The sequence below is a fragment of the Janthinobacterium sp. 1L-D-8-B-C4 genome (assembly GCF_057291295.1).
Genome location: NZ_JBXAVX010000013.1, coordinates 87472 through 114165, shown reverse-complemented (window position 1 = coordinate 114165; position 26694 = coordinate 87472). Strand labels below are relative to the sequence as shown.

At 61.7% G+C, this 26694-nt stretch carries 24 protein-coding genes; 17 read left to right on the top strand and 7 right to left on the bottom strand.

Going from position 1 to position 26694, the window contains the following annotated elements:
* The first annotated feature begins 56 nt into the window (after positions 1-56).
* On the top strand, positions 57-347 hold the full coding sequence (locus AC0Z42_RS21085; protein WP_485470142.1) for a hypothetical protein: 291 nt from the start codon (positions 57-59) through the stop codon (positions 345-347).
* Positions 348-440: 93 nt separating this feature from the next.
* The gene (locus tag AC0Z42_RS21080; protein ID WP_485470141.1) at positions 441-992 is read left to right on the top strand and encodes a hypothetical protein; all 552 of its coding nucleotides are present in this window, start codon (positions 441-443) and stop codon (positions 990-992) included.
* Between the two features lie 178 nt (positions 993-1170).
* Here AC0Z42_RS21080 and fos read toward each other — a convergent pair whose 3' ends face one another.
* Positions 1171-1581 (bottom strand): fosfomycin resistance glutathione transferase, encoded by a 411-nt coding sequence (gene fos / locus AC0Z42_RS21075; protein ID WP_485470140.1) that lies wholly within the window; start codon positions 1579-1581, stop codon positions 1171-1173.
* 13 nt (positions 1582-1594) lie between these two features.
* Here fos and AC0Z42_RS21070 point away from each other — a divergent pair, with 13 nt between their 5' ends.
* Positions 1595-1981, top strand: a complete 387-nt coding sequence (locus AC0Z42_RS21070) for a hypothetical protein (protein WP_485470139.1) — start codon at positions 1595-1597, stop codon at positions 1979-1981.
* Positions 1982-2052: 71 nt separating this feature from the next.
* Here the strand turns inward: AC0Z42_RS21070 and AC0Z42_RS21065 are convergent, their stop codons facing one another.
* From AC0Z42_RS21065 to AC0Z42_RS21055, 3 genes are all read right to left on the bottom strand, one after another.
* Positions 2053-2295, bottom strand: a complete 243-nt coding sequence (locus AC0Z42_RS21065; protein WP_485470138.1) for a hypothetical protein — start codon at positions 2293-2295, stop codon at positions 2053-2055.
* 48 nt (positions 2296-2343) lie between these two features.
* Positions 2344-2922, bottom strand: a complete 579-nt coding sequence (gene sodB, locus AC0Z42_RS21060; protein WP_485470137.1) for a superoxide dismutase [Fe] — start codon at positions 2920-2922, stop codon at positions 2344-2346.
* Positions 2923-3055: 133 nt separating this feature from the next.
* A complete protein-coding gene (locus AC0Z42_RS21055) occupies positions 3056-4075 on the bottom strand; it encodes a LacI family DNA-binding transcriptional regulator (protein ID WP_485470136.1) in 1020 nt (339 codons plus the stop codon).
* A 311-nt stretch (positions 4076-4386) separates the two neighbouring features.
* Here AC0Z42_RS21055 and AC0Z42_RS21050 point away from each other — a divergent pair, with 311 nt between their 5' ends.
* From AC0Z42_RS21050 to AC0Z42_RS21025, 6 genes are all read left to right on the top strand, one after another.
* Complete coding sequence (locus AC0Z42_RS21050) at positions 4387-5679, top strand: ABC transporter substrate-binding protein (protein ID WP_485470135.1); 1293 nt, start codon at positions 4387-4389, stop codon at positions 5677-5679.
* A gap of 8 nt (positions 5680-5687) precedes the next feature.
* Entirely contained in the window at positions 5688-6680 is a 993-nt protein-coding gene (locus AC0Z42_RS21045; RefSeq protein ID WP_485470134.1) for a carbohydrate ABC transporter permease, read from the top strand.
* Positions 6677-7519, top strand: a complete 843-nt coding sequence (locus AC0Z42_RS21040) for a carbohydrate ABC transporter permease (RefSeq protein ID WP_485470133.1) — start codon at positions 6677-6679, stop codon at positions 7517-7519. Before AC0Z42_RS21045 ends, AC0Z42_RS21040 begins: the two co-directional genes overlap by 4 nt.
* A 35-nt stretch (positions 7520-7554) precedes the next feature.
* Positions 7555-8931 (top strand): GH1 family beta-glucosidase, encoded by a 1377-nt coding sequence (locus tag AC0Z42_RS21035; RefSeq protein ID WP_485470132.1) that lies wholly within the window; start codon positions 7555-7557, stop codon positions 8929-8931.
* A gap of 1 nt (position 8932) precedes the next feature.
* Positions 8933-9973: an ABC transporter ATP-binding protein gene (locus tag AC0Z42_RS21030; protein WP_485470131.1), complete on the top strand. Its 1041-nt coding sequence runs from the start codon at positions 8933-8935 to the stop codon at positions 9971-9973.
* 111 nt (positions 9974-10084) lie between these two features.
* Entirely contained in the window at positions 10085-12571 is a 2487-nt protein-coding gene (locus AC0Z42_RS21025) for a TonB-dependent receptor (RefSeq protein ID WP_485470130.1), read from the top strand.
* Positions 12572-12587: 16 nt separating this feature from the next.
* Here AC0Z42_RS21025 and pdxR read toward each other — a convergent pair whose 3' ends face one another.
* Positions 12588-14129 carry a MocR-like pyridoxine biosynthesis transcription factor PdxR gene (gene pdxR, locus AC0Z42_RS21020; RefSeq protein WP_485470129.1) on the bottom strand — a complete coding sequence of 514 codons (1542 nt, stop codon included), beginning with the start codon at positions 14127-14129 and terminating at the stop codon, positions 12588-12590.
* Between the two features lie 100 nt (positions 14130-14229).
* Here pdxR and AC0Z42_RS21015 point away from each other — a divergent pair, with 100 nt between their 5' ends.
* Positions 14230-15429, top strand: a complete 1200-nt coding sequence (locus AC0Z42_RS21015) for a benzoate/H(+) symporter BenE family transporter (protein WP_485470128.1) — start codon at positions 14230-14232, stop codon at positions 15427-15429.
* 12 nt (positions 15430-15441) lie between these two features.
* Here the strand turns inward: AC0Z42_RS21015 and xseA are convergent, their stop codons facing one another.
* Positions 15442-16803 carry an exodeoxyribonuclease VII large subunit gene (gene xseA, locus AC0Z42_RS21010; protein ID WP_485470127.1) on the bottom strand — a complete coding sequence of 454 codons (1362 nt, stop codon included), beginning with the start codon at positions 16801-16803 and terminating at the stop codon, positions 15442-15444.
* Between the two features lie 1282 nt (positions 16804-18085).
* Between xseA and AC0Z42_RS21005 the strand changes: the two genes are divergently transcribed.
* The 7 genes from AC0Z42_RS21005 to AC0Z42_RS20975 all read left to right on the top strand — a co-directional run bounded on the left by AC0Z42_RS21005 (position 18086) and on the right by AC0Z42_RS20975 (position 24400).
* A complete protein-coding gene (locus AC0Z42_RS21005; protein WP_485470126.1) occupies positions 18086-18688 on the top strand; it encodes a MotA/TolQ/ExbB proton channel family protein in 603 nt (200 codons plus the stop codon).
* Entirely contained in the window at positions 18685-19128 is a 444-nt protein-coding gene (locus AC0Z42_RS21000) for an ExbD/TolR family protein (protein ID WP_485470125.1), read from the top strand. The genes AC0Z42_RS21005 and AC0Z42_RS21000 overlap by 4 nt, the downstream gene beginning before the upstream one ends.
* Before the next feature lie 133 nt (positions 19129-19261).
* Positions 19262-20314, top strand: a complete 1053-nt coding sequence (lpxK, locus tag AC0Z42_RS20995) for a tetraacyldisaccharide 4'-kinase (protein WP_485470124.1) — start codon at positions 19262-19264, stop codon at positions 20312-20314.
* On the top strand, positions 20295-20471 hold the full coding sequence (locus AC0Z42_RS20990; RefSeq protein ID WP_082988760.1) for a Trm112 family protein: 177 nt from the start codon (positions 20295-20297) through the stop codon (positions 20469-20471). The genes lpxK and AC0Z42_RS20990 overlap by 20 nt, the downstream gene beginning before the upstream one ends.
* A 3-nt stretch (positions 20472-20474) precedes the next feature.
* A complete protein-coding gene (gene kdsB / locus AC0Z42_RS20985) occupies positions 20475-21224 on the top strand; it encodes a 3-deoxy-manno-octulosonate cytidylyltransferase (RefSeq protein WP_485470123.1) in 750 nt (249 codons plus the stop codon).
* Between the two features lie 239 nt (positions 21225-21463).
* A complete protein-coding gene (gene adk, locus AC0Z42_RS20980; protein WP_485470122.1) occupies positions 21464-22120 on the top strand; it encodes an adenylate kinase in 657 nt (218 codons plus the stop codon).
* Between the two features lie 156 nt (positions 22121-22276).
* Positions 22277-24400 (top strand): sodium-translocating pyrophosphatase, encoded by a 2124-nt coding sequence (locus AC0Z42_RS20975; RefSeq protein ID WP_485470121.1) that lies wholly within the window; start codon positions 22277-22279, stop codon positions 24398-24400.
* Here the strand turns inward: AC0Z42_RS20975 and AC0Z42_RS20970 are convergent, their stop codons facing one another.
* Positions 24401-26452: a TonB-dependent receptor domain-containing protein gene (locus AC0Z42_RS20970; protein ID WP_485470120.1), complete on the bottom strand. Its 2052-nt coding sequence runs from the start codon at positions 26450-26452 to the stop codon at positions 24401-24403. It lies immediately after the preceding gene.
* Positions 26453-26694: the final 242 nt, after the last annotated feature.

Here is a 26694-nt window from a genome sequence, read left to right as displayed (position 1 = left end):
TATGGATGACAAGGCGCACGAGTTTGCGCCCGGCCCAACCATTCAAGGAAGAAAACATGCCGCTTTTCTGGACCATCTGGGCTTGCGTCGTCGTCGGCCTTCTTTTGCTTGTCAGCTACATGGAAGTGAGCGGCGCGCGCAATGGTTTCCAGGGGGCGAACGGCTTTATTCTGTTTACCAGCGCCTGCCTGACCGTCTTGAGCAGCCCCGTTTTGTTTATCGTCACCTGGATCTGGGTCGATCTGTTGACGGCCTTTATCGTCTGGGGAATAGGCGCCGCAGTGTATGCCGCGCTGTTTTACGCCATGGCGCACCTGATCGACAAGCTGCTGCGCAAGCCTTCCTGACGCCGATGGGCTACTGCGCCGGCCAGTTCCGCTGATCCGAGTGCCGGCTTGCCTGGCGCGTATTTGTCTGTAAATTTCAAGGATGATCAATCAATGAAACTGCCAACACTCTCACCGTTCCGACTCCAGCATGCCTGGCAATGCGCGGCCCGTTGCGACGCGGCCGTCACGTCGGAAGACTGGCTGCGGGCATTCTGGCATGAATCGGACTGGGCCAACGGCGTGGCGATGGCCAGATATGACAATGGGGCTGGCGATCACGTCGTCGGCTTCTTTGGCTCGGATGGAAAAGTCGTGCTCAAGGGCTTTGATCATGAATCGGCGGTCAGCCCCCATGCCCGCGAAGAGTACGGCATCTGGCCCGGAATCTACGATGGCCTGCCGCCGGAGCTGTGGCGCTGGCTGCAGGACGAAGCGGTCGAACACGAGCACGTGACATTCTGCTGCTGGAGCGTGGATGGTCTGTCGTGGCAAACCGGACAGGCCGTCATTCCTGACGACATCGATGATGGCTCATCCCGGCTGCTGGGCATGGTGCAGATGGATGCGGAAGCGTTTATCGACTGGGGGAAATCCTATTACGAAGAGAGCTTTGAGCGCATTGGAGAAAGCGGCGTGCGGGCAGAGTTCAATAAGCTGGGCTGAAATTTATTACTGGATGGCGATGGAGTTCCTGACAGCGCTGATCGTCTGGGGTATCTGTGCGCTGAGGTATGTCGCACTGTTCATGGGCGTGGTGAAGGTGATTGAGCGGATGACGCGCAAAACTTCCTGGCGGCGCAGTGGGGTGGTCTGCGGAGTGGGTGTTATCGGCAAGAGGCGGTCAGCTGAAAAATTTCATTCCGTCGTAGGGTTGTCGTTTACATGCGGCCAATCGGGACGCGAGCGAGCCGACATGTGCCTCCAATTGGTGGCCGTCAGGGTCGAGGAAATAAAAGGAATCCCCTTCGCTGCTATCTTTCTGCCATACACGCACACCGTGCTCCAGAAGCCTGTTTTTGAATTGCTCGAAGTCTTCAGGATTGATTGAAAACGCATAGTGGGTATATGTCGTGGCACGCTCCGAGATCGCTTCCCGGGACAATGACAGGCATAACCAAAGCTCGGCCAGAGACAGGTAAGCTCCAGTAGTCCAGATGGCCTCTGGTTTCAATCCAAGTAAATTTGAGTAAAAATCGAAACTGCGCGACAGGTTGCTGACAGAGAGGGTCAGGTGGTTGAAACCAGTGAGCATTGGAAACCTTCCTGTGAACTATGAAAAAATGCTATCTTACCAAGATGGCAGCTTCAGTGAATACTTGGCTCCTTTCAGCCAGAAGCAGTCATTCCTAAGGAGCCCCAAAATGCTTAGCGATATAGAATGCCGCGCGCTTGCCGAACAGTATCTGCTTCGGTTAGCACAAGAGTGGGGCGAGGAGTTAGTGCTGCTGCCTTCTCCATTGGAAACAGCGGCTACTTTCGCTTATGGGTATAACACGGCGGATTTCCTTGCTAGTGGTAACTACATCCATGCGTTAGTAGGCAATGGGCCACTCATGGTGAGTAAGGTGACTGGGGAGATCAAACAAGCTGGAACTGCTCTTCCTACCGAGCGCTATGTTCGTGAGTTCGAAGCCAGGCGAGGGGCTCCTTAGGGGCGAAAGCTGCCATTCGTCAATGGAGCAGGAGTTTTCCTGCTTCATGAGCACGCCAACGAAATATGTTATCACCCAAGTCGCCAGCCGAGGCTTTCCGGGCCAAGCGGGCCTGAAAAATGTCGAGGGCAAGGCGCGGCGACGCAGACAGTACGCATGTACGGCAAGGAAGCCGCAACGCCGCCATCGGCATTTTCTCGGGCCCGCGTCTCCGGCCCGCCGTTTTTAGTCTTGTAATCTTTCACGACGAAATAAAAAAAGAAGCCAGTGCCAGAGGCAGCGACTTCTTTTTGAGTAACAGCAACAGCGATCAACTACGATGCTTGCTGCTACGGACGTTCTACGTTGTCAAAAACCCGCGCTTACGCGAAGTTCCCGGCAACGAATTCCCAGTTGACCAGGCCCCAGAACGTTTCCACGTATTTGGCGCGCAGGTTGCGGTAGTCGATATAGTAAGCATGTTCCCAAACGTCGCAGGTCAGCAGTGGCTTGTCGCCAGTGGTCAACGGGCAGCCGGCGTTCGAAGTGTTGACGATATCGACCGAGCCGTCGGCTTTTTGCACCAGCCAGGTCCAGCCGGAACCGAAGTTGCCGACGCAGGACTTGGTGAATTCTTCCTTGAATTTGTCGAACGACGACCATTTTGCGTTGATCGCGTCAGCCACGGCACCGGTAGGTGCGCCGCCGCCGGCCGGCTTCATGCCGTTCCAGTAGAAGGTGTGGTTCCATACTTGCGCCGCATTGTTGAAGATGCCGCCCGACGATTTCTTGATGATTTCTTCCAGCGACAGGTTCTCGAACTCGGTACCCTTGATCAGGTTGTTCAGGTTCGTCACATACGTCTGGTGGTGCTTGGCGTAATGGTATTCCAGCGTTTCTTTCGAGATGTGCGGCGCCAGAGCGTCCATTGCGTATGGCAGTGGTGGCAGGGTATGTTCCATGTGATGTCCTTTATGGTGGTTGTTCGGGGTATCCGGCCGCAGCCGGACAGTCGAGCCAGTTATTCTTGCTGAACGAGCCACTATTGTAAAGCGGATGCGCCTTTGCTGCTGCCGGCCACACCGTAAAGGTGTATCAGCGCACCCGGCGCGTGGTTTCGCGCACGACAAGTTCGAGCGGTGGAATGGCGGCGTGCACGGCTTCGCCATTGATCAGGCCCAGCAGCGCCCCGGTGGCGATGCGGCCGATGTCGTACAGCGGCTGGCGGATGGTGGTCAATGGCGGCGTGGTATACGACGAGCCGGGCAGGTCATCGAAACCCACCAGCGAAATATCGTCGGGCACGCGGATGCCCTTGCGATACAGGCACAGGCGCACGCCGTAGGCGGACAAATCGTTGGCGGCAAATACGGCCGTGAATTGCTGCTGCGTGTCGAACAGGTGATTGACGGCCAGCATGCCGCTCGCTTCGTGGTAATCGCCTTCGGCCATCAGTTTCGGGTCGAGCGCGATATCGGCCTCGCGCAGCGCTCTTTGGTAGCCGGTCAGACGTTCGGCGGCGTCGCTGTTGTTGGCCGGACCGGAGACAAAGGCGATGCGGCGGTGGCCCAGTTCGATCAGGTGGCGCACCGCCAGCCAGGCGCCATATTCGTTGTCGAGCTTGAATCCGATCGCATTGTGCGTGGCGATCTGGCGGCCGGTCGAGACGATCGGGCGCTGCTGGGAAAAATCGAGCACGCTCTGGTCCGAAATGCGCCCCGACAGCAAGATGATGCCATCGACTTTCCGCGCCAGCAGCAAGCGGATGCGGTCTGCCTCTTCCTGGGCGTTCCAGTGGCCGCTGACGATCACCGAGGCGTAGCCGGTATCCTTCAGGCCATCGTCGACTCCGCGCAGGCTCTCGTCGAAGAACGGACTGGAAATATCCTGCACCACGATGCCGATCGTCATCGAGCGGCCCTTTTTCAGGCCCTGCGCCATCTGGTTGGGTGCGAACTTCATCTTGGCAATCGCCGCCAGCACCGCGTCGCGCTTGTCGTCCGAGACCCGGGCCGTGCCGTTGAGGATGCGCGAGACGGTGCTGGGCGACACGCCGGCCTGGCGCGCCACGTCGAGCAGGGTGGAGGGAGGGGCGGCGTGGTGGGTGTCGTTCAAGATCAATCCTGGATCAAAGATGCCGGCCTTCAGTGCTCTGAAAACCTTTTCAACGAAAGATTACCATAAACCGGCGACTGGATTGCGACTGGCGATATGAAAACGTTTTCATAAAAAACCACAATCATCATCAGCGCGGTTTTTTTCGATTTTTCATAGGGAAAACGGGGACGATGGCGGCCCTCCCATCGCCCGGCTTAAAATAAATGACAACTTTTTCGGTTGACTTCATTTTCTTTGCGGTGTTAAATGAACGCATGTTGTGAAAACGTTTTCAAGATAGAAGACGCTCAATAAACGGAGACGAAACAATGAAGTCAATCACCCTTGGCGTGGCCGTACTGGCCGCGTCACTGTCGGGCACCTGCGCCATAGCGGCATCGCTGGCAGCGACGGTTCCTGCCGCCACCATGCCCGCGCTGGCACCCGCCACCATCACCGTCGCGTCCTTTCCCGACCTGGACCGCGCCGTGAAAACCGCCTTGCCGCTGTGGGAAAAGCTGTACCCGCAAGTGAAAGTCAAGCTGGTCAGCCTGCAGATCGACGACCATCATAATTCCATGACGACGGCGCTGGCAGCCGGCGCGCGCCTGCCCGACGTGATGGCGATCGACTTTCGCTACGTGGGCAGCTTTGCCGAATCGAAAGGCATGGAAGACCTGTTGCAGCCACCATACGGGGCAGGGCAGTACCGCGACAGGTTCGTGCCGTTCACTTTCGTGCAGGCGACCAGCTCGCGCGGTACCCTGGGCGCGATGCCGGCCGACCTGGGTCCGGGCACGTTGTTCTACCGCAAGGACCTGATGGACAAGGCCGGCATCAAGGAAGCCGACCTGACGCAATCGTGGGAATCGTATATCGCCGCCGGCAAGAAGCTCAAGGCCGCCACCGGCACGTATCTGCTGGCCGGCGCCAGCGACCTGGCCGACATTGTTATCCGCGCCAACCTGAAGGACGGCGAAGGGATTTACTTTGGCGAGAAGGGCCAGGTGCTGGTCGACTCGCCCCGCTTCGTCAAGGCGTTCGAACTGGCGAAGGCGGCCAGGGTAGCCGGCATCGATGCGCGCACCGTTGCCTGGACCGGCGAATGGGCCGAAGGCTTCAAGCGCGACAAGGTGGCCAGCCAGATGATGGGGTCGTGGCTCAGCGGCCACTTGGCCAAGTGGCTGGCGCCAGATTCGAAAGGCCAGTGGCGCGCGGCCAGCCTGCCGGCCGGCGCGCTGGCCTCCTACGGCGGCTCGTTCTATGGCATCCCGAAAAAAGCGGCGAACAAAGCCCAGGCCTGGGAGTTCATCAAGTTCATGACGGTGAACAAGGATATCCAGCTGCATTCATTGAAAGAGATCGGCGCGTTCCCGGCCCTGAAGGCGGCCTACCTGGATCCGATGATGGACGAGCCGCAGGCGTATTTCGGGGGCCAGAAAACGCGGCTGCTGGCGCGCGAAACGGCAGCGAAAATCCCCGTCATCCGGGTCGACAAATTCGACGCCGTGGCGCGCGATATCGTCAACATGGAGCTCGAAAGCGTGCTGGCGCAGAACAAGGATATCAAGACCGCGCTGGCCGACGCCAAGGCCCTGATCACGCACCGCGCGCGCCGCTAGGAGCCGTCATGAGTATTCCTACATCATCGGCCATGCTGGCGCAAAGCGCACCGGCAATGCGGCCGCACCCCAAACGCTTCAACATGAAAAAGTGGGCGCCGTATATTTTCATCAGCCCCTTCTTCATTCTGTTCGCCATTTTCAGTCTGTTTCCACTGCTGTTTTCGATCTACCTGTCGTTCAACCAGTGGGAAGCGGCCAGCGGCGTCGAGGCGATGGAATGGGTGGGACTGGACAACTACAAATATGCGCTGAGCGACCCATGGTTTTTGCGCTCGCTGGGCAACACCGCGTGGCTGGCGCTGGCCTCCGGCGTGCCGCAGCACCTGGTGGCCATCCCGCTGGCGGCGTTCATCCACAACAGCTTCAAGCGCTCGCGCAACCTGGTGATCGGCATCTACTTTTTGCCGTTCATTACCTCCAGCGTGGCCATTGCCATGGTGTTCAATACTCTGTTCTCGCGCGACTATGGCCAGATCAATGTGCTGATCGCCTGGTGCGCCAGCCTGCCGCTGGTCGGCGGCCTGTTCCCAAGCGAATCGATCGACTGGCTGGGCAGCTCGCTGTTCATCAAGCCGGCCGTCGCCTTTGTGATTTTCTGGCGCTACCTGGGCTGGAACCTGGTGCTGTACCTGTCGGCGCTGCAGGTGATCCCGAAGGACCTGTACGAGGCAGCCACCATCGATGGCGCGTCGAAACGCCAGCAGTTCTGGCATATCACTCTGCCGCAATTGAAACCGATGATCTACCTGGCCGTGACGCTCACCATCATGGGCAATCTGCAGCTGTTCGAAGAACCGTTCGTGCTGGTGGCCGAGTCCAGTGGCGTCAGCCAGTCGGTGATGACGACCGCCATTTTCGTCTACAAGACGGCGTTTTCCTCGGGCGACTTCGGCACCGCGTCGGCGATTTCCTGGCTGCTGTTTCTGATCATTGCCAGCACCACCTGGGTCAACAACCGCATCTTCAGCCGCAATGAACGTAAAGAGGCACAGCGATGAGCACCGCAGCACATTCTGCCGCCACCAGCGCGCGCTGGTCGGCCTATGCCATGGTGGCGATCGGGGCCCTGATCATGGTCGCGCCGTTCTACTTCATGTTCGTGTTCGCCACGCATACCAGCGCCGAGATCTACAGCCTGCCGCCGCCGCGCTGGTTCGGCACGGCGCTGCTGAACAACCTGGAACTGCTGCAGGAACGCCTGCCGTTCTGGCGCAATATCGGCATCAGCCTGTACGTGGCCCTGATGACGACCGCGCTGACCCTGTTTTTCTGTTCGCTGGCCGGTTATGCGTTTGCCATGTACGAATTCCGTTTCAAGCGCCCGCTGTTCACCCTGGTGATGGCGTCGATGATCATTCCGTCGTTCATGAACATGATTCCGACCTTCATGCTGATGGATTTCCTCGGCTGGCTGGACCAGCCGCGGGCGCTGTATGTGCCGGGTGCGGCCGGTGCGCTGGGCATCTTTTTGATGCGCCAGTATATCGGCACGGCGATCCCGAAGGACCTGATCGAAGCGGCGCGCATTGACGGCTGCGGCGAATTCGCCATCTACTGGCGCGTGGTGCTGCCGCTGATCGGGCCGGCCATGGGCACCCTGGGCCTGATCACTTTCATCAATTCCTGGAACAACTTCATCACGCCGCTGGTGGTGATGCGCTCGGTCGAAAACTACACCATACCGCTGGCGCTGCGCAGCATGCAGGCGCCGAACAACACGGAGTGGGGCGCGCTGATGACGGGTGCGGCGATTGCCGTGCTGCCGCTGCTGCTGATGTTCTTTGTCGCTTCAAAACGCCTGATCGAAGGGCTGACCCAGGGCGCAGTCAAGGGTTAGTCCATTTTTAAACCACCAACACGACACCATCCACCATGCATAACGACGAAACCGAAACGCAATTTCCTGCCACTTTCACCTGGGGCGTGGCCACCAGCGCCTACCAGATCGAGGGCGCGGCCGCCATCGATGGCCGCGGGCCGTCGATCTGGGACACCTTCAGCCACACCGAGGGCAAGATCACCGACGGCAGCAATGGCGACGTGGCCTGCGATCATTACCACCGCTACGCCGACGACGTCGAGCTGATCGCCAACCTGGGCGTGAACGCCTACCGCTTTTCGATGTCCTGGTCGCGCGTGCAGCCCGCCGGTTCCGGCGCCTGGAACGAGGCCGGCTTCGATTTCTATGCCCGCCTGCTCGATGCGCTGGCGACCAAGGGTCTCGACGCCCACCTGACCCTGTACCACTGGGATTTGCCGCAAGCCTTGCAGGACGAAGGCGGCTGGCTCAATCGCGCCACCTGCTATCACTTTGCCGCCTACGCCGCCGAAGTGGCGCGCCGCTTCGGTCACCGCGTGACCAGCATCGCCACCCATAACGAGCCGTGGTGCACGGCGGTGCTCGGCCACGGCACGGGCCAGTTCGCGCCCGGCATGGCCGACCCGGCCGCCGCGGTGCAGGTGTCGCACCATCTGCTGTTGTCGCACGGCCTGGCGATGCAGGCGATGCGCGCCGTGGCGCCGTCGGCAAAACTCGGCATCGTGCTCAATCAGTGGACCGCCACGCCGGCTACCGACAGCGCCCGTGACAAGGAGCTCGCAGAACTTGAATATGCGCGCTCGGTGCAGTGGTATATGGATGCCATCTTCAAGGGCCGCTACCCGGCCCTGGCCCTGAAACACGTCGACGCTTCAGCTTTGTCCATCTTTGAAAACGATTTCACAGAGATCAGGCAGCCCATCGATTTCCTTGGCGTGAACTATTACACGCGCGCCTTTGTCAGCGGCGAGACGCCGCCGCGCAAGCCCGAATGCAAGCTGGGCGTGAACGACATGGGCTGGGAAACCTATCCGCAGGGGCTGACGGAGCTGCTGGTGGGCCTGCACCGCGAATACCCACTGCCGCCGGTCTATATCACCGAAAACGGCATGGCGGTCGCCGACAAGCTCGATGGCGGCCAGGTCCATGACCAGCCGCGCATCGAATACGTGCAGCTGCACCTGGACGCGCTGCGTGCCGTGATCGCCCAGGGCATCGACGTGCGCGGCTATTTTTACTGGAGCCTGATGGACAACTTCGAATGGAATTCGGGCTATGCCAAGCGCTTCGGCATGGTGTATGTCGATTACGCCACCCAGCAGCGCAGCCTGAAGGACAGCGCCCTGTGGTACCGCGACTTTATCGCCGCCCAGCGCGCACTGCATGCAGATACGCCGCAGCTGACGATGGCGATGGCAGGAGGGCGCTGAGATGGCCGCCATCTCGCTGCGCGGCATCCGCAAGACGTATGGCGACGGCCCGGAAATCGTCAAGGGCCTCGACCTCGATATCCACGACGGCGAATTCATGGTCTTTGTCGGGCCGTCCGGCTGCGGCAAGTCGACCCTGCTGCGCATGATCGCCGGCCTGGAAGACATCAGCGCGGGCCAGCTGCGCATCGGCGACATGCTGGCCAACGACGTGCCGCCTGCCGAACGCGGCATCGCCATGGTGTTCCAGAGCTATGCGCTGTACCCGCACATGACGGCGCGCGACAACATGGGCTTTGCGCTGAAGATGGCCGGCAAGCCGGACAGCGAAGTGCGCGCGGCGGTCGGCAAGGTGGCGGAGATTTTGCAGATCACGCACCTGCTGGAGCGCAAACCCAAGGCCCTGTCGGGGGGCGAGCGCCAGCGCGTGGCGATCGGCCGCTCCATCGTGCGCCAGCCCAAGGTGTTTTTGTTCGACGAGCCGCTGTCCAACCTCGATGCATCCTTGCGCGTGCAGACCCGCATTGAGCTGGCCAAGCTGCACCAAGAGCTGGGCACGACCATGATTTACGTCACCCACGACCAGGTCGAAGCGATGACCCTGGGCGACCGGGTGGCCGTATTCCACGGCGGCCACCTGGAGCAGGTCGGTGCGCCCCTGGAACTGTACCGCCATCCGGCCAGCCAGTTCGTGGCCGGTTTTATCGGCGCGCTGCGCATGAATTTTCTGCCGTGCGCCGCCGTGCCGGCCCTCAGCGCACAGCTGGGCGGCGAGCCTGGCATGCTGGTCGGCATCCGCCCCGAACACCTGCGGCTGGTGGCGCATGGCGAGGGCTACGGCGCCACCGTGACCCTGATCGAACAGCTGGGCGACGCGCAGATTGTCCACGCCATGGTCGATGGCGGTGGGCATGCACTGGCCATCAAGCTGCATGGCGAGACGCGCCATGCACTGGCACAAGGCAGCGCCATCGGCTTTGCGCCGGAAGAAGGCCACGCCTTTCTGTTCGATGCCAGCGGCCGTGCCGTGGCCAGGCACTGAAGCGATGGAGGCGTCATGAATTCAAGCTGAGAAGCAGCTTTGAAAAGAAAGGCAATGGCCGCAGAGCCATGCCATCATTATCTAACCAGTGGCAGGTAGAGGAGACACATCATGAAACAACCAACACGCAACACCATCGCCAGCAGCCTGGCCCACGTCACATTCGCCCAGCTGATTTTATTGGGCAGCGGCGCGGCCATGGCGCAGCAGGCCGATACGAGCGCACCCGTGGCAGCGGACAGCGCCGCAGCGGCGGCGCCCGAGGCCGCACCGGCGGCAGGCGCGATGGACCGCATCGTCGTCACGGCCACGCGCCGCAACACCTTTGTGCAGGACACGCCGCTGGCCGTCACGGCCTTCAACCAGGACACCTTGCAGAACAACCAGGTCAAGGACCTCGCTTCGCTGGCCACCATGGTGCCGAGCCTGGTGGTCGAGCAGCATGGCGACTCGGGCGGCGTGCACGTCTACATGCGCGGCGTGGGTTCGGCCAACCACACGGAACTGGGCGACCCGGCCGTCGCTTTCTATGTCGACGGCGTGTATTCGCCGCGCCCGCAAGGCGCCACGGCGCTGATGTATGACCTGTCGCACGTGGAAGTGGCGCGCGGCCCGCAGGGCACTTTGAACGGCCGCAATTCGACCGCCGGCGCCGTCAACCTGGTGTCGGGCGCGCCCAGCACCGCCAAGCTGTTCGGCTCGGCCGGCGTGACCATCGGCGAGAACCGCCACCTGCAAACGCAGGGCATGATCAATATCCCGTTTTCCGACGATGTGGCACTGAGGATTGCCGCCATCAAGGACAGCCACGACGGCACCGTGGATTTCCGCCGCGGCTCGAACGTGATGCCGGGCGCGGCCAAGTATGGCGCCGGCGACCAGATGGGCGCGCGCGCCTCGCTGTTGTGGAAGATCACGCCACACTTGCGCGCCACCTTGATTGCCGACTATTTCCTTGACCAGGGCGCCGGCAATGTGTACCTGGCGGCCGAACCGAAGCCCGGTGAAAAGCTGCGCTCGGCGCTGATCGATACGCCCGGCACGCTCGATCAATCGATTTTGACCTACAAGGGCAAGCTCAATTACAAGCCGACCGACGCGCTGGACTTTACCTACCTGGGCAGCTGGAGCCGCTACAAGCGCCAGAACAGCAACGATGCCGACGCCGGCCTGTTCCCCGGCTTCAAGTCGGAAAACCGCACCGATTGGGCGCAGTTCGACAGCTATTCGCACGAGCTGCAGGCGCGCTCGGACGATGAGGCGCCGTTCCAGTGGGTGGCCGGCGTATTCCTGTTCAATGAGAAGAACAAGGTGCGCTTCGATATCGACCGCAGTCAGATTTCGCAGGCCGCAGTGCAGCAGGATCTCGCCAACGGCGCCGTGATTTTCGTGCAGCCGACGGTGGGCCAGTACGCCTCGTCGATGTCGTTTATCCAGGGCGACCGGCAACTGAAATCGAAAGCCGTGTTTGGCCAGGTCAGCCAGCAGGTGACGGACCAGATCAAGCTGACGGCCGGCGCGCGCTACACCAAGGACCACAAGTTCGATATCGGCGGCCAGAACTGGGCCTGCCCGAACTGGCCGGCCAATACCCCGCTGGGCACCACCGTGCTGACGCCCGACCAGATGGCGCAGCTGGTCAGGCCGGGCACCGGCCTGGCCAACACCCACAATATCGGACCGGGCGGCGCCATCACGGCAGCGAGTTGCGGCAATACGCCGGCCGACAATACGGCCGACCTGAAATACGGCCAGGCCACCTGGCTCGGTCGCATCGAGTACAAGCTGCGCTCCGATATTCTGCTGTTCGGTTCGGTGACCACGGGTTTCCATTCGCCAGCGATGGGCGACGGTGGCGAGACCACCAAGCCTGAAAAATTGACCAGTTATGAAATCGGTTTTAAATCCGATTTGCTGAACCGCCAGCTGACGTTGAACCTCGACGCTTTTTTGATGAAGTACAAGGACAAGCTTGAATCGCAAGTGGTCAACAGCGTGCTGGCCAACTTCAATGCGGCCGGCGCCACCGTCAAGGGCCTGGAAGCGGAATGGGTCTGGCGGCCAACGGCAGTTGATCGCCTGACCGGCAACGCCACCTGGCTGAAAGCCGTGTATGACGATTTTCTGTCGTGCGACGTCGATGCGGCGCGCGCCAATGGCCTCGCTTGCGGCAGCACCGCACCGCTGGTGAATGTGGGTGGCAGCACCATGAAGCACGCACCGAAGTTCGCTACCACGGTGCAGTACGAGCATGACTTTGCTGTCGCCGGCGGCCAGCTGACGCCGCGCGCCTCGGTGCACTACGAAACCATGACCTATGTCGGCGCCGGGGCGTTCAATGGCGACGTGCCGGGCCACGCCGGCGTCAAGCGCCAGGAAGCCTATACGACACTGGACCTGAGCCTGCGCTACCAGCCGGCCAACAAGGCCTACACGGTCGAAGCGTTCGTGCAGAACGCCACCGACAAGGCGGTCAAGCTCGACGTCAATGAAATCTGCACCGACGTCGGCATGCCGTGCCAGCCGACACAGCAGATCTACGGCGCTTTCTATAACGCGCCACGCACGTTTGGCGCACGGGTGTCGATGAAGTTTTAAGGGGCAGGGCAGGTCTTCAGTAGCATGTTTTGGCCGGGTGGCGACACCCGGCCTTTTTTAATCTGCGCAGCACGTCTGCCAGTGCCAGAACGCCCAGTTCCAGTTCATGCGGCGCGTGGGCCGCAAAGCCCATCAGAAAACCTGGCTGCCGCCGCCCGGGCGCATGCAGCGCGCTCAGCCCCAGCAGGTCGATGCCGGCCCGGTGCGCGGCGTCCACCGCGTCGGCTTCGCAAATATCGTTGATCAACAGGCAGGCCATTTGCATGCCGCCGTCCGGCACCCGTGGTTCCAGAAAGCCGGCCAGGTGCTGGCGCACCAGCTGCGCCAGCACGTCGCGCCGCTGCGCATACACCGTGCGCATGGTGCGCACATGGGCGCCGAGGTGGCCGCCTTCGATAAAACGCGCCAGTGTCAGTTGCGGGATCGGTGCGCTGTGCCCGTCGAGCAGGGTGCGCGCCACGGTCATGGGCGCCACCAGTGATGGCGGCAGCACCATGTAGGCCAGGCGCAGGCCGGGGAACAGCGACTTGCTGAAGGTGCCGATATAGAGCGTGCGCTCATGCCGGTCCAGTCCCTGCACGCAGGCGGTGGGCTTGCCCGCATAATGAAATTCGCTGTCGTAGTCGTCTTCGATGATCCAGCCTTGCTGGTGCCTGGCCCACTCGATGACAGCCAGCCGCCGTTCCAGCGACAGCGTCGCGCCGGTGGGAAACTGGTGCGAAGGCGTCAGGAATACCGCCCTGGCTGGCGCACCGGCTGCCTGCAAGGTGGCCGTCAGTTCCGGCAACTGCCCGACCCGCATGCCATCAGCGTCGAGCGGTACCGGCACGCAGGCAAGGCCCGCCGCGTCGAATGCCTTGCGTGCGCCGTGGTACATCGGGTCTTCGACGAAGATCGATTCGCCAGGGTCGAGCAGCACCTGGGCGCACAGGGTCAGTGCCTGTTGTGAGCTGGTCAGCACCAGCACGCGCTCGGCGCTGGCGCGCGCGCCGCGTTCCAGGTTGACGTAATCGGCAATCGCGCGCCGCAGCGCCGCCATGCCCTGCGGCGCGCCATGCAGCAGCGCCCGCGTGCCGTACTCCTTCGAAACCTGCCGTTGCAGCCGCTCCCAGGTTGCCAGCGGAAAGCTGCGTGTTTCCGGCACGCCCGGGGCAAACGCGCGCGGCGCCTGGAAGTCGCGCAGGCCGCCGCCGCGAAACATGGCGCTGCCGCGCGCACTGAGGCGTGCCGGCGCCTGCTGGCCGGCATCGGCGTGGACCGGCTTGCCGCTGCCCGGCAGGCGCCGTGTGCGCGCCGATACAAAGCTGCCGCTGCCGACGCGCCGTTCGATGAAGCCCTGCGCATGCAACTGGCCGTAGGCCGCTTCCACCGTGTCGCGCGACACGCCCAGCGATTGCGCCAGCGCGCGTGATGCCGGCAGCGGCTTGCCGACATCGAGCACGCCGTCAAGGATCAGCTGGCGCACGGCGCGCTGTACGCGCGCATGCAGCGGCAGCGCGCCATGGGCCGGGTCGCTGACCCAGGCCTTGACGGATTCGAGTTGGGCATGCTTGAACAATTGGTCTGTATCTCCATCGAAAAATGGTGGGGCACAACCGGCCATTTTAAAACTATAACGATGGTTTGCCGTATTCATTCTTTCAGGAGCACCATCGCCCATGTCATCCAACGCCTCTTTTTCACTTTCCCTTCGCTGGCGCGATCTGCTTCCTCCGGTGGTGGCCGGCCTCATTTCCGTCATCGTCAATTACGGCGGCACGTTCATCCTCGTCTTCCAGGCCGCCAGGGTCGCCGGCCTGAGTGCCGAATTGACGGCCTCCTGGGTCTGGTCGATCTCGATCGGCGTGGGCGTGACAGGCATTTTCCTGAGCGTGTTGTCGCGTGCGCCCATCATCACCGCCTGGTCGACGCCGGCGGCCGCCTTCCTGGTCACGGCGCTGGCCAACACGCCTTACGAGCAGGCTGTCGGCGCCTATTTTGTTTCGGCCGCCGCCTTTTTTGTGCTGGGCCTGTCTGGCTGGTTCGAGCGCGTGATCCGCCTGATACCACCCGGCGTGGCGGCCGGGCTGCTGGCGGGCATCCTGCTGCAATTCGGTATCGGCGCCTTTGGCGGCATGCGTGTCGAGCCGCTGCTGGCCGGGCTGCTGATTGCCGCCTACCTGCTGTTCAAGCGCTGTTCGGCGCGCTATGCGGTAGTGGGCGTGCTGGTGCTGGGACTGGCGTATTTGCTGCTGCAGGAGCGCCTCGATCTGTCGGGCCTGCGCCTGCAACTGGCCGCGCCGGTATTCACCATGCCGGTGTTTTCGCTGCATGCGCTGTTCAGCGTGGCCTTGCCCTTGTTCCTGATCACCCTGAGCGGCCAATACATGCCTGGCATGCTGGTGCTGCGCAATGACGGCTACCAAACCAGCGCCAATCCGATCGTCACTATCACCGCCCTGGGCTCGCTATTGATGGCGCCGTTCGGTTCGCACGCCTTTAACCTGGCCGCCATCACGGCGGCCATCTGCACCGGCCGCGAAGCGCATGAGGATCCGTCCAGGCGCTGGATCGCCGGCGTGGCAGCAGGCGTGTTGTATATCCTGGTGGGTATCTTTGGGGTGACTCTGGCGGCCGTCTTCATGGCCTTTCCCGCCACGTTCATCAGCACGCTGGCGGGGCTGGCGCTGCTGGGCACCATCGGCAGCAGCCTGGCCAACGCCATGCAGGACGTGCGCACGCGCGAGGCGTCGCTGATCACCTTCCTGGCCGCCGCCGCCAATATCACCCTGCTGGGCGTCGGCGGCGCGTTCTGGGGGCTGGTGATCGGACTGGCGGCGCATGCGGTGCTGCATGGCCGGCTGCCGCGCAAAGCGTAACAGCCGTGACAATTACTCCAGCGTGGTTTGCACGCTGGCGATACCCACTTGCGCGCTGCCTTCGGCCAGGCGCAGATTGAGATTCTGGCGCACCTGCAGTTGCGCCGGTGAGCGCACGATGGCGCCCTTTTCGTCGCGCACGATGGCGTAGCCGCGTTCCAGGGTGCGCTGCGGGTTCAGCAGTTCCAGCTGCGCCGCCAGCGCGCCCAGTTGATGGCGCCGCCGTGTCACCAGTTGTTCCATCGCCGCGCCGCTCCTGCGCTGTGCTTCCTGCAGCCGCGCGCGCGGCACCGTCACGTCGGGGCGCAGCGCGGCCCAGCGGTGGCGCAGGCGGTCCAGCGCGTGGATAGACCGGTTCAACGGTGCGCGCGTGGCGTGCGTCATGGCGGTCGACAGCGCCAGCAGCTGCAAGCGTTGTTGTTGCAATTGCGCTTTCGGGTTGAGCAGGCGGCGGCTGTGGCGGTCCAGCGTTTGCGCCGCGTCGTCGAGGCGCCGGCGCATGGCGCGGCGCAAATCGGTGGCGTCGGCGCGCAGCGAGGCCAGCCAGTCGGCGCGCGGCGTGGCGGCCAATTCGGCGGCGGCTGTCGGCGTGGCGGCGCGCAGGTCGGCCGCGAAATCGGCAATCGTGAAATCGGTCTCGTGGCCGACACCGCTGATCACCGGCATCGAGCAGTCGGCGATGGCAAAAGCGACGGCTTCATCGTTGAACGACCATAAATCCTCGATGCTGCCGCCGCCACGGCACACCAGCAGCACATCGCACTCGGCGCGCCTCGAGGCGGTGCGGATCGCCTGGGCGATTTTTTCCGGCGCCTGCTGGCCCTGCACCGGCGTCGGATACAGGATGATGGAAACATGCGGCGCACGCCTCTGCAAGGCTGTCAGCACGTCGCGCAGGGCGGCGGCCTGGGGGCTGGTGACGATGCCGATGGTGCGCGCGAACATGGGAATGGCGCGCTTGCGCTCCGCATCGAACAGGCCTTGCGCCGACAATTTGTCTTTCAGGCGCTGGAACGCTTCGTACAGCGCGCCGACGCCGGCGCGGCGTATCGCTTCGACATTGATCTGGTAGTCGCCGCGCGCGCCGTACAGCGTCACCAGGGCGCGCACTTCGACCTTGTCGCCTTCGCGCGGCGTAAAGCCGGCGTACTGGGCGCGGCCACGGAACATGACGGCGCGCACCTGGGCCGCGTCGTCTTTCAGGGTGAAATACCAGTGGCCGGAACTGGCGCGCGTGAAGTTGGAAATTTCGCCCGCGATCCAGGTCAGCGGAAACGAACGTTCGAGCAGGCGCGCGACAGCCTGGTTCAGGGCGGTTACGGTCAGCACGGGCGGGGCGGCAAAGCCGTTGTCTACAGCGGTTTCGTTGATCATGGTCGGGCGTTCCACAGGGGAAGAAGGGGTATCTGTCCACATATTATCGGCGAGGTCATGCTTATGTCATATATCAGGTAAAACAACAAGTCTTATTTCCAAGTCATTGATTTGATGATGGTTTTAACCATGCCTGATTTGCGTGCAGCGGGAAAAAGCCCTTATGTATCAAGCACATCAGCAATACCGGCGGTACTTACGCACAAAGTTATCCACAGAAATTGTGTGGAACTATTTGCTGCGGATAAACGTCGCGTTGGCATGGCAAAAACGCCGCTGCCGTATTTTTGCGCATGGGCGTAAAGTCATTATAAATCAATGGCTTGGTAGGCCATGTATGGCCTTGCGCACAATCTTATCCACAAAAAATGTGCAGAACTCATGGCGGCCTGCCATTTTATCCCCTGCGGGCGCGATCTTTCCCATTGCCTGCTTTTTGTGCGATGTAAGAATAGTCTTACAAAACAAGGACATAAACATGGGACGCCATGCTTGCACACAATCTTATCCACAGAATATGTGCAGAACCAGCTAAATCGTTTGCACGAATATGACGGATTTTTGCCGTCGCACGATAGAAATTTGCTGCACTATTTTTAAGCATCAAGAAAAATCCCTTTAAAATCAACGGGCTTGCATGAAGCCAGGCCGCTTGCTCACAATCTTATCCACATTTTTTGTGCGGAACTTTCTCGCATGTGGAAAAAGCCAGCCTGCACGCTGTTTCAGGTCCTGAAAACCTGTCTTTTCAGCTTCTGCCCGAATTTTAATCAATCAAATAAAAACGATATAAATCAAGGTACTTAGCTGCTAACTTTGCGCTTGCGCACAATCTTGTCCACAGATTGTGTGCAGAACTTGTCGAGGCTGTATTGTCCGCTCCAGCCTGGCGCTGCCACTTTTTTGCGCAGGATTAATTTTTCCTTTGGAATCAATGGCTTGATGAAAATTGCGGGCTTTGCGCACAATCTTGTCCACAGTAAATGTGCAGAACTTTGATTTCATTGCTTGTTTTATATTGACTAACTTTGAATAGCTGCTATGCCTGTATTTTGCGCATGGTTGGAATAATCAATGAAATCAATCACTTGAATGTTGTTGCCACGGCTTGCGCACAATCTTATCCACACAAACTGTGCAAAAGGCGAGCATTTGGTCGGAGCCCTGTGATGCGGGGCGCTGGCAGGCATGCGGCGAGCACCACTTGCCGCCAGCGCTGCAACGCGCTACATTGCGCCATTCGTCGTCGGCGTTTCGCCTTTTCATTATTCCGGGAGTTCCTTTGCTCGCTATTTTCCAAGCCGCCGGCTGGCCCATCTGGCTGTTGTTGATCGCTTCCATCGTTGCGCTGGCCCTGATCATCGAGCGTTTGCTGTACCTGCGCCGTCCGCGCATCCTGCCGCGCAAGCTGTTCGATGAAGTGGTGCAGGTGTATCGCAGCGGCAAGATTACCCCCGACACGATCGCCAAGCTGGAAGCCAATTCGCCGCTGGGCGTGGTGCTGGCCGCCGCGCTACGCAATGTCGACGCGCCGCGCGAGGTGATGAAGGAATCGATCGAGGAAGCCGGCAGCGGCGTGGCCCACACGCTGGAACGTTTCCTGACTACTCTGGGCACCATTGCCACCCTGGCGCCGCTGATGGGCCTGTTCGGCACGGTGATCGGCATGATCGAGATTTTTGCCTCGCCCGGCGCCACCGCCTCGAATTCGGCCCTGTCGCACGGCATTTCGGTGGCCCTGTATAACACCGCGTTCGGCCTGGCGATCGCGATGCCGGCCCTCATCTTCTACCGCCACTTCCGCGCGCTGGTCGACAGTTTTGTCATCGACATGGAGCAGCAGGCGGTCAAGTTCGTCGATCTCGTTCACAGTGGCCGCCAATGAATTTTCGTAAAGGCAAGGGCAGGGAAGACCCCGAAATCAATCTGATCCCGTTTATCGACGTGTTGCTGGTAATCCTGATCTTCCTGATGGTCAGCACCACCTACAGCAAGTTTACGGAACTGCAGATCACCTTGCCGACGGCCAATGCCGAACAGGCAAAAGACAAGCCGCAGCAGATCGACGTCACCATCGACGCCAAGGGCAATTACACGGTCAATCTGCAACCGGTATCGTTCCGCGACGTGGCCGGCCTGGCCGACGCGCTGCAGGACGCGGCCAAGGCCGCCAATGGCGGCAAGGCGCCCGCGCAAACGCCGGTGGTGGTGGTCAACGCCGACCAGCTCGCCATGCACCAGATGGTGATCCACGTGATGGAAGCGGCGCGCCTGGCCGGCTATGAAAAGCTGACGTTCGCGGCCCAGGCTGGTGGCAACAAGTAACTTCACATTCAACCCCAACCGAAGTGCCGGGGTCGGTTCCTTTGGAGTCGGAATGCGTTCCACTGGAAAGCATTCCCCCTCAGGGTCCGACCCCAGGTGTCGATTTTGGGTTTCCAATTTCAGTCGACACCGCATGCCCACATCCCCCTCCCAGCTTGAAACCACTCTTACCCGCGCCTGGCTCAAACGCGGCCCGCTGGCCTGCGCCTTGTGGCCTGTCTCGCTGCTGTTCGGCGCGCTGGGCTCGGTGCGGCGCGGCCTGTACCGGGCCAATATATTGAAATCGCAGCGCCTGCCGGTGCCGGTCGTCGTGGTCGGCAATATCTTTATCGGCGGCACCGGCAAGACGCCGCTGACGATCTGGCTGGTGCAAGCCTTGCGCGAGGCCGGCATGCACCCTGGCGTGATTTCACGCGGGCATGGCAGCGCCGACCGTTCTGCGCGCACTGTTACCGCCAGTTCGACGCCGCAGCAGGTGGGCGACGAGCCGCTGCTGATCTTTCAGCACGGCGGCTGCCCGGTGATGGTGGGGCGCGACCGCGCGCAAGCGGGCCGGGCGCTGCTGGCGGCGCACCCCGAGGTCGACGTGCTCGTCACCGACGACGGACTGCAGCATTACGCCTTGCAGCGCGACGTGGAAATCGTGCTGTTCGACAGCCGTGGCGTGGGCAATGGCTGGCTGCTGCCGGCTGGCCCCCTGCGCGAACCGCCGCGCCGGCGCCGCGACGTGACGGTGATCAATGCGGCCGCGATTTCGCCCGCGCTGGCGGCCAGCGTCGTTCCAGGCAAGGGGCTGGTGGTGCCGATGCGCCTGGCCGGCGGCGTGGCCGAACAGCTGATCGAGCGCAGCGAACAGTTGCCGCTGGCGCAGCTGGCAAACAGTGGCCAGCGTATCGTGGCGGCCGCCGGCATCGGCAATCCGCAGCGCTTTTTCACGATGCTGCGCCAGGCCGGATTACGCTTTGACGAGCTGCCCTTGCCCGACCATCATGATTTCCTCGACCAGCCCTTTGCCGCACTCGACACCGATGTGATCTTGATCACCGAGAAGGATGCAGTAAAATGTGCGCAAATTGAACATCTCAAAGACGACCCGAGACTGTGGGTGGTCCCGGTCAGCGCGCAAATAGATAGCGCGCTGGCCCAACAAATTGTGGAGAAATGTCGTGGACGCTCGACTGCTTGATATCCTGGTCTGCCCTGTTTGCAAGGGCCCGCTTGAACACGATAAAAAGGCGCAGGAACTGATCTGCCGCCCTGACCGCCTTGCCTATCCGATTCGTGACGGCATCCCCATCATGTGGGCCGACGAAGCGCGCACCTTGCAAGACGCCGTGGAATAAGCGATGGCCTTCATCGTCATCATCCCGGCCCGCCTGGCCTCGACGCGCCTGCCCAACAAGCCGCTGGCCGACCTGGGCGGCAAGCCGATGGTGGTGCGCGTGGCCGAGCAGGCGCTGCTCTCGGGCGCCGCGCGCGTGATCGTCGCCACCGACCATGAGGACATCCGCGCCGCCTGCGCCGCGCATGGGGTGGAGGCATGCATGACGCGTGCCGAACATCCGTCGGGCACCGACCGCATCGCCGAAGTGGCGCGCGCGCTGGCCTTGCCGATGGATGCGGTGGTGGTCAACCTGCAGGGCGACGAGCCGCTGATCGATCCAGGCCTGCTGGCCGCCTGCGCCGCGCAGATACGCCCCGGCGTGCCGATGGCCACCTGCGCCCATCGGCTGCACGACATCGTCGATGCCTTCAATCCGAACGTGGTGAAAGTGGTGCTCGACAAGGCCAACCGCGCGCTGTATTTTTCACGTGCGACGATACCGTGGCACCGCGACGGCTTTGCGCAGTCGCGCGACAGCCTGCCGCCAGATTACGCGCCGCTGCGCCATATCGGCTTGTATGCCTACAGCAATGCCTTCCTGCAGGAATATCCCACGCTGGAAGCGTCGCCGCTGGAACAGATCGAAGCGCTGGAGCAGCTGCGGGTGCTGTGGCATGGCCATGCGATCGCCGTGCATGTGACCGAGACGGCGCCAGCGGCCGGCGTCGATACGCCGGAAGACCTGGCGCGCGTGCAGGCGCACTATCGCTAGGTACTACCCGCAAAACGGCATGCGCGCAAATATAATTTGTGCGTTTGCGGCAAATACCACATTTTCAAACGCCAACTTTCATAATTGCTGGCTTTGATCAATCGGTCCATGCCAAATCGACACCAAACTGGCGTTCCGGCGATTTTTTGTGGTAAGTTTCGTAGGGAAAGATAGTCAAGACGGCACCATCTAAAAATAATTACACATACCCATCCAAAATCTGTTTTTTAGGAACTTCAATGCGTCTCATACTGTTAGGAGCACCCGGTGCCGGCAAGGGCACCCAAGCTAACTTCATCAAAGAAAAATACAATATTCCGCAAATCTCCACGGGCGACATGCTGCGCGCGGCGATCAAGGCCGGCACCGAACTGGGCCTGGCTGCGAAAAAAGTCATGGATGCGGGCGGCCTGGTGTCGGATGACATCATGATCGGCCTGGTCAAGAACCGCCTGCAGGACGCCGATTGCGCCAATGGCTATCTGTTCGACGGCTTCCCGCGCACCATCGCGCAAGCGGATGCCATGAAAGACGCAGGCATCAATGTCGACTATGTGCTGGAAATCGACGTGCCGGACGAATCGATCATCGAGCGCATGGATGGCCGCCGCAGCCACCCGGGTTCGGGCCGCGTCTACCACGTCAAGTTCAACCCGCCCAAGGTCGACGGCGTCGATGACGTTACCGGCGAAGCGCTGATCCAGCGCGACGACGACAAGGCCGAAACGGTCAAGAAGCGCCTGGACGTGTACCACAACCAGACCAAGGTTCTGCTCGGCTACTACAACGAGTGGGCGCAGTCCGGCCTGGCCGGTGCACCGAAATACCGCCGCATCGCCGGCGTCGGCCCGGTCGAGCAAATCCGCGACAGCGCATTTGCCGCCCTGGCGGAATAAGGCAGCACAGAAAGCGGACACGAGTGTCCGCTTTTTTTATATTGATGAGCTGCCCTCGTTTTCAGTAGTGTTTTTTTGCAGGTCGTGTTTTCCTGGCTGCGGGTTGTTGCCCGCAGCTGTAGGCAATAACGTCGTATAAAAACAGAAGGAGACGATATGGCAGCCAGTCTGTGGTTTGCGGTAGCCTGCGGCGTGGTCGCAGTCATTTACGGTTTGCTCTCGCGCAGCTGGATCTTGCGCCAGGATCCGGGCAATGCGCGCATGCAGGAAATCGCGCTGGCGATCCAGCAGGGCGCAGCCGCCTACCTGGCGCGCCAGTACCGCACCATCGCCATCGTTGGCGTGGTCCTCCTGATCGCCATCTATGCCTTGTTGGGCGTGCATACGGCACTGGGTTTTCTGATCGGCGCGGTGCTGTCGGGCGCCTGCGGCTTTATCGGCATGAACGTCTCGGTGCGCGCCAATGTACGCACGGCGCAGGCCGCTACCCTCGGCATCAACCAGGCCCTGAACGTGGCCTTCAAGGGTGGCGCCATTACCGGCATGCTGGTGGTCGGCCTGGGCCTGCTGGGCGTCACCCTGTTCTACTGGCTGCTGGCGTCGACCGGCGCGGCCGGGCTGTCGCAGCATGACCTGATCAAGCCTTTGATTGGCCTGGCCTTCGGCGCCTCGCTCATTTCCATCTTTGCGCGCCTGGGCGGCGGCATCTTTACCAAGGGCGCCGATGTCGGCGCGGACCTGGTCGGCAAGGTCGAAGCGGGCATTCCCGAGGACGACCCGCGCAACCCGGCCGTGATTGCCGACAACGTCGGCGACAATGTGGGTGATTGCGCCGGCATGGCGGCCGACCTGTTTGAAACCTATGTGGTGACCCTGATCGCCACCATGCTGCTGGGTGCGCTGCTACTGGGCGAAGCCTCCAGCACCGCCATCGTCTATCCGCTGCTGCTGGGGGCGGTGTCGATCCTGGCGTCGATCGTCGGCTGTTCGATGGTGAAAACCGCGCCCGGCAAGAAGATCATGTCGGCCCTGTACACCGGCCTGTGGTGGGCGGCCGGGCTGTCGCTGGTGGGCTTTGCGGTGGTCACCTGGCTGCTGTGGCCGGATGACGCGATGCGCTACAAGATGATGGGTTCCAGCGTGGTCGGCATCGTGCTCACGGGCTTGATGGTCTACATCACCGAATACTACACGGGCACCGATTTCAAGCCGGTGCGCCATATCGCCGAAGCGTCGACCACCGGCCACGGCACCAATATCATTGCCGGCCTGGGCGTATCGATGAAGTCGACCGCCTATCCGGTGCTGGCCGTCTGCGTGGCGATCCTGGTGTCGTATCAATTGGGCGGCCTGTACGGGATTGCCATCGCGGCGACGTCCATGCTGTCGATGGCCGGCATTATCGTTGCGCTCGACGCCTATGGCCCGATCACCGACAATGCCGGCGGCATCGCCGAAATGTCGGGCCTGCCCGAGTCGGTACGCGCGATTACCGATCCGCTCGACGCGGTCGGCAATACCACCAAGGCGGTCACCAAGGGCTATGCGATCGGCTCGGCCGGCCTGGCCGCGCTGGTGCTGTTTGCCGACTACACGCATGCGCTTGAATCGGTGGGCCAGCACATCACGTTTGATCTGTCGAACCCGATGGTGATCGTCGGCCTGTTTATCGGCGGCCTGATTCCCTATTTGTTCGGCGCGATGGCGATGGAAGCGGTGGGGCGCGCGGCCGGCGCCGTGGTGGTCGAAGTGCGGCGCCAGTTCCGCGACATCAAGGGCATCATGGAAGGCACGGCCAAGCCCGAATACGACAAGGCAGTCGATATGCTGACGGCGTCGGCGATCCGCGAAATGATCGTGCCCTCGCTGTTGCCGGTGGTGGTGCCGGTGGTGGTCGGCATGCTGTTGGGGCCGGCCGCCTTGGGTGGCCTCCTGATGGGTACGATCGTCACCGGGCTGTTCGTGGCGATCTCCATGACCACCGGCGGCGGCGCCTGGGACAATGCCAAGAAATATATCGAGGACGGCCATTTCGGCGGCAAGGGTTCCGAAGCGCACAAGGCGGCCGTCACCGGCGACACAGTGGGCGACCCGTACAAGGATACGGCCGGGCCGGCCGTCAATCCCCTGATCAAGATCATCAATATCGTCGCGCTGCTGCTGGTGCCGCTGCTGCCGGCCACCGGCTGGCTGGCCGTCAGCGCGCCGGCGCCGATCAGCGCCGCCGCGCCCCTGATACTGACGCCGGCCACGCCCGCGCCAGCGACACCGCCAAACTAGTTAAAAGCGCGAGGTCAGGCCGACAAACATGCGCCGCCCCGGCACATAGTAGTCGACCTGGCCGTCGGCCGTCGGTCCCTTCTTGAGCAGGTTTTCCACGCCGCCGCGCACGGTCCAGTTGCGCGTGAGCTTGTACGACAGCACCGCGTCGACGATGGTATAGGCCTTGTTGGCCAGGCTGCCCGCGTCGAGTTCCTTGCCCGTGTATTGCGCAGACACTTCGCCGAACAGCTGGTCGTTGACCTGCCAGCCCAGCGCCGAATACCACGACAGTTTCGGCGTTGACAGCAGGTTGGCGCCGGTGGTCAGGTTTTTCGCTTCGCGCATGTAAGTGAGGTTGTTGCGCCAGTTGAGGTTTTTTGTCAACGGCACGGTGACGGTCGCTTCCAGGCCGCTGGTGCGCGCCTTCTGGATATTCGTCATGCGGGTCCACCAGATACCCTGGAACTTGCCCAGCGGCGCATAGTCGATCTTGTTCTTGAAGTCGGTGTGGAAATACGTCAGCCCGGCATCCCAGCCATTGTGTTCATACGCCACGCCGATCTCGCCGGCGGTGCTGGTTTCCGGTTTCAGATCGGCATTGCCGGCCATGTAGCATGTGCCGCTGATATAACCGAGCGGGCGCAGGCTGGTGCAGCCGCGTCCGCCCGAATTGGTGGCGGCCGAGGGCGAGTTTTCCTTCAGGCTGGGCGCGCGGAAGCCTTGCGACATGCCGCCCTTGACGGTCCAGGCAGGAAGCGGGTGGTACACCAGGTAGAGGCGTGGGCTGTAGTGGTTGCCGAACTTGCTGTGGTGATCGAGGCGCAGGCCGGCCGTGGCGGTCAGGTCGTCACGCAAGAACAGCTGGTCTTCGGCGAACAGCGCCGAGGTGGTACCCGACAATGACGCGCCCGTCACCGGATTGCCCAGGTAGTCGAGCGGGATGGTGCCGATGGTATCGGTATTGGTCAGTTCCTGGTGCTTCCACTGGCCGCCTATCACCAGCAATTGCTCGACACCCCAGCCCAGGCGTTTTTCCAGTGTCGCGTCGAGCGTGCTGTCTTTTGATTTCGCCACCACGCCGGTGACCTGGTTGTCAAAGTCATTGTGGTACAGATTGATGCGCGCCTTGCCGAACTCCAGCTTGCCCTCATATCCAAGGCTGATGCTCTTGCGTATCAGTTTGCTCGCGCCCCAGGCGTAGAACAGCGGTTCGCCATCGGCATCGAGCGCCGGCGAATCGGAAGCTTCCTGGCGGCCATAACTGGCGTCGAGCGACAGGCTGTGGCGCTGGTTCAGGGCCCAGTTCAGCTGGCCCGTGATGCTCTGGTTGCGTTCGCCGCCGATGCCGCCAGCGTTCCTGATGATTTTTTCGTCGGCGTTCTGCTTCGATTGCGCCACGCCCAGGCGCATGCCGATGGTGTCCGACAGCGGCCCGGCCAGGTTCAGGCCCAACTGGTGCGCCGCGCCGCGGCCGCTGTTCTGCGGTTCGATATAGTTGGCGGTGGCCGAACCGTTCCATTTGCCCGGCACCTTGCGCGTGATGATATTGATCACGCCGCCCATCGCGTCCGAGCCGTACAGCGACGACATCGGGCCGCGTACCACTTCGATGCGTTCGATCATCTCGGGCGCAATCCAGTTCAGGTCCTGGCGGCCCAGGTCGGGACGGTAGGCGGTGTCGGCCGAACTGCCCATGCGCTTGCCGTCGACCAGGATCAGGGTGTATTTGTCGGGCAGGCCGCGCAGCTTGATTTTCGACTCTTCGCCGACCGGGCTGGTGCCGCCGGTCACGCCGGGGATCCGGCGCAGCAGGGTATTGAGGTCAATCACGGGCTGGCGCTCGATTTCCTCGCGCGTGATGACGCTGATGCTGGCCGGCGCATCCTTGATATCGATGGCCGTGCCAGAGGCGGTAACGACCACGGTCGTCAGGATGGGATCTGCGGCAAGATTGCCTTCGGCCCAGGCGCTGCTAACGGCCAGCGACAGCAGGCAGGGCAGCAGACCGGGTAGCAGGGAAAGGGGGGCGGGAGAACGTACAATCGGTAAAACGGCACTGCGCTTGAGCATATGGAGGCTTTCCAGGAGAGAGTTATTCCTGGCTGCCTGCGGGTGGCTTGGAGATCGATGTGTTGCCGCACTCAATGAATGCGAATAAGAATCGTTCTTATTGTAATGCCATCGTGATAATAAAGAAAGTGAACGCAAGAAATAAAAACACTGTTGCCGATTCTTGCGGCAGCGATTTTCTGCCGCAGGCGCGCTGGCCCGCGCCCGAAAACGTAAAAAAACGTTACTGTCGCTGGCATCTG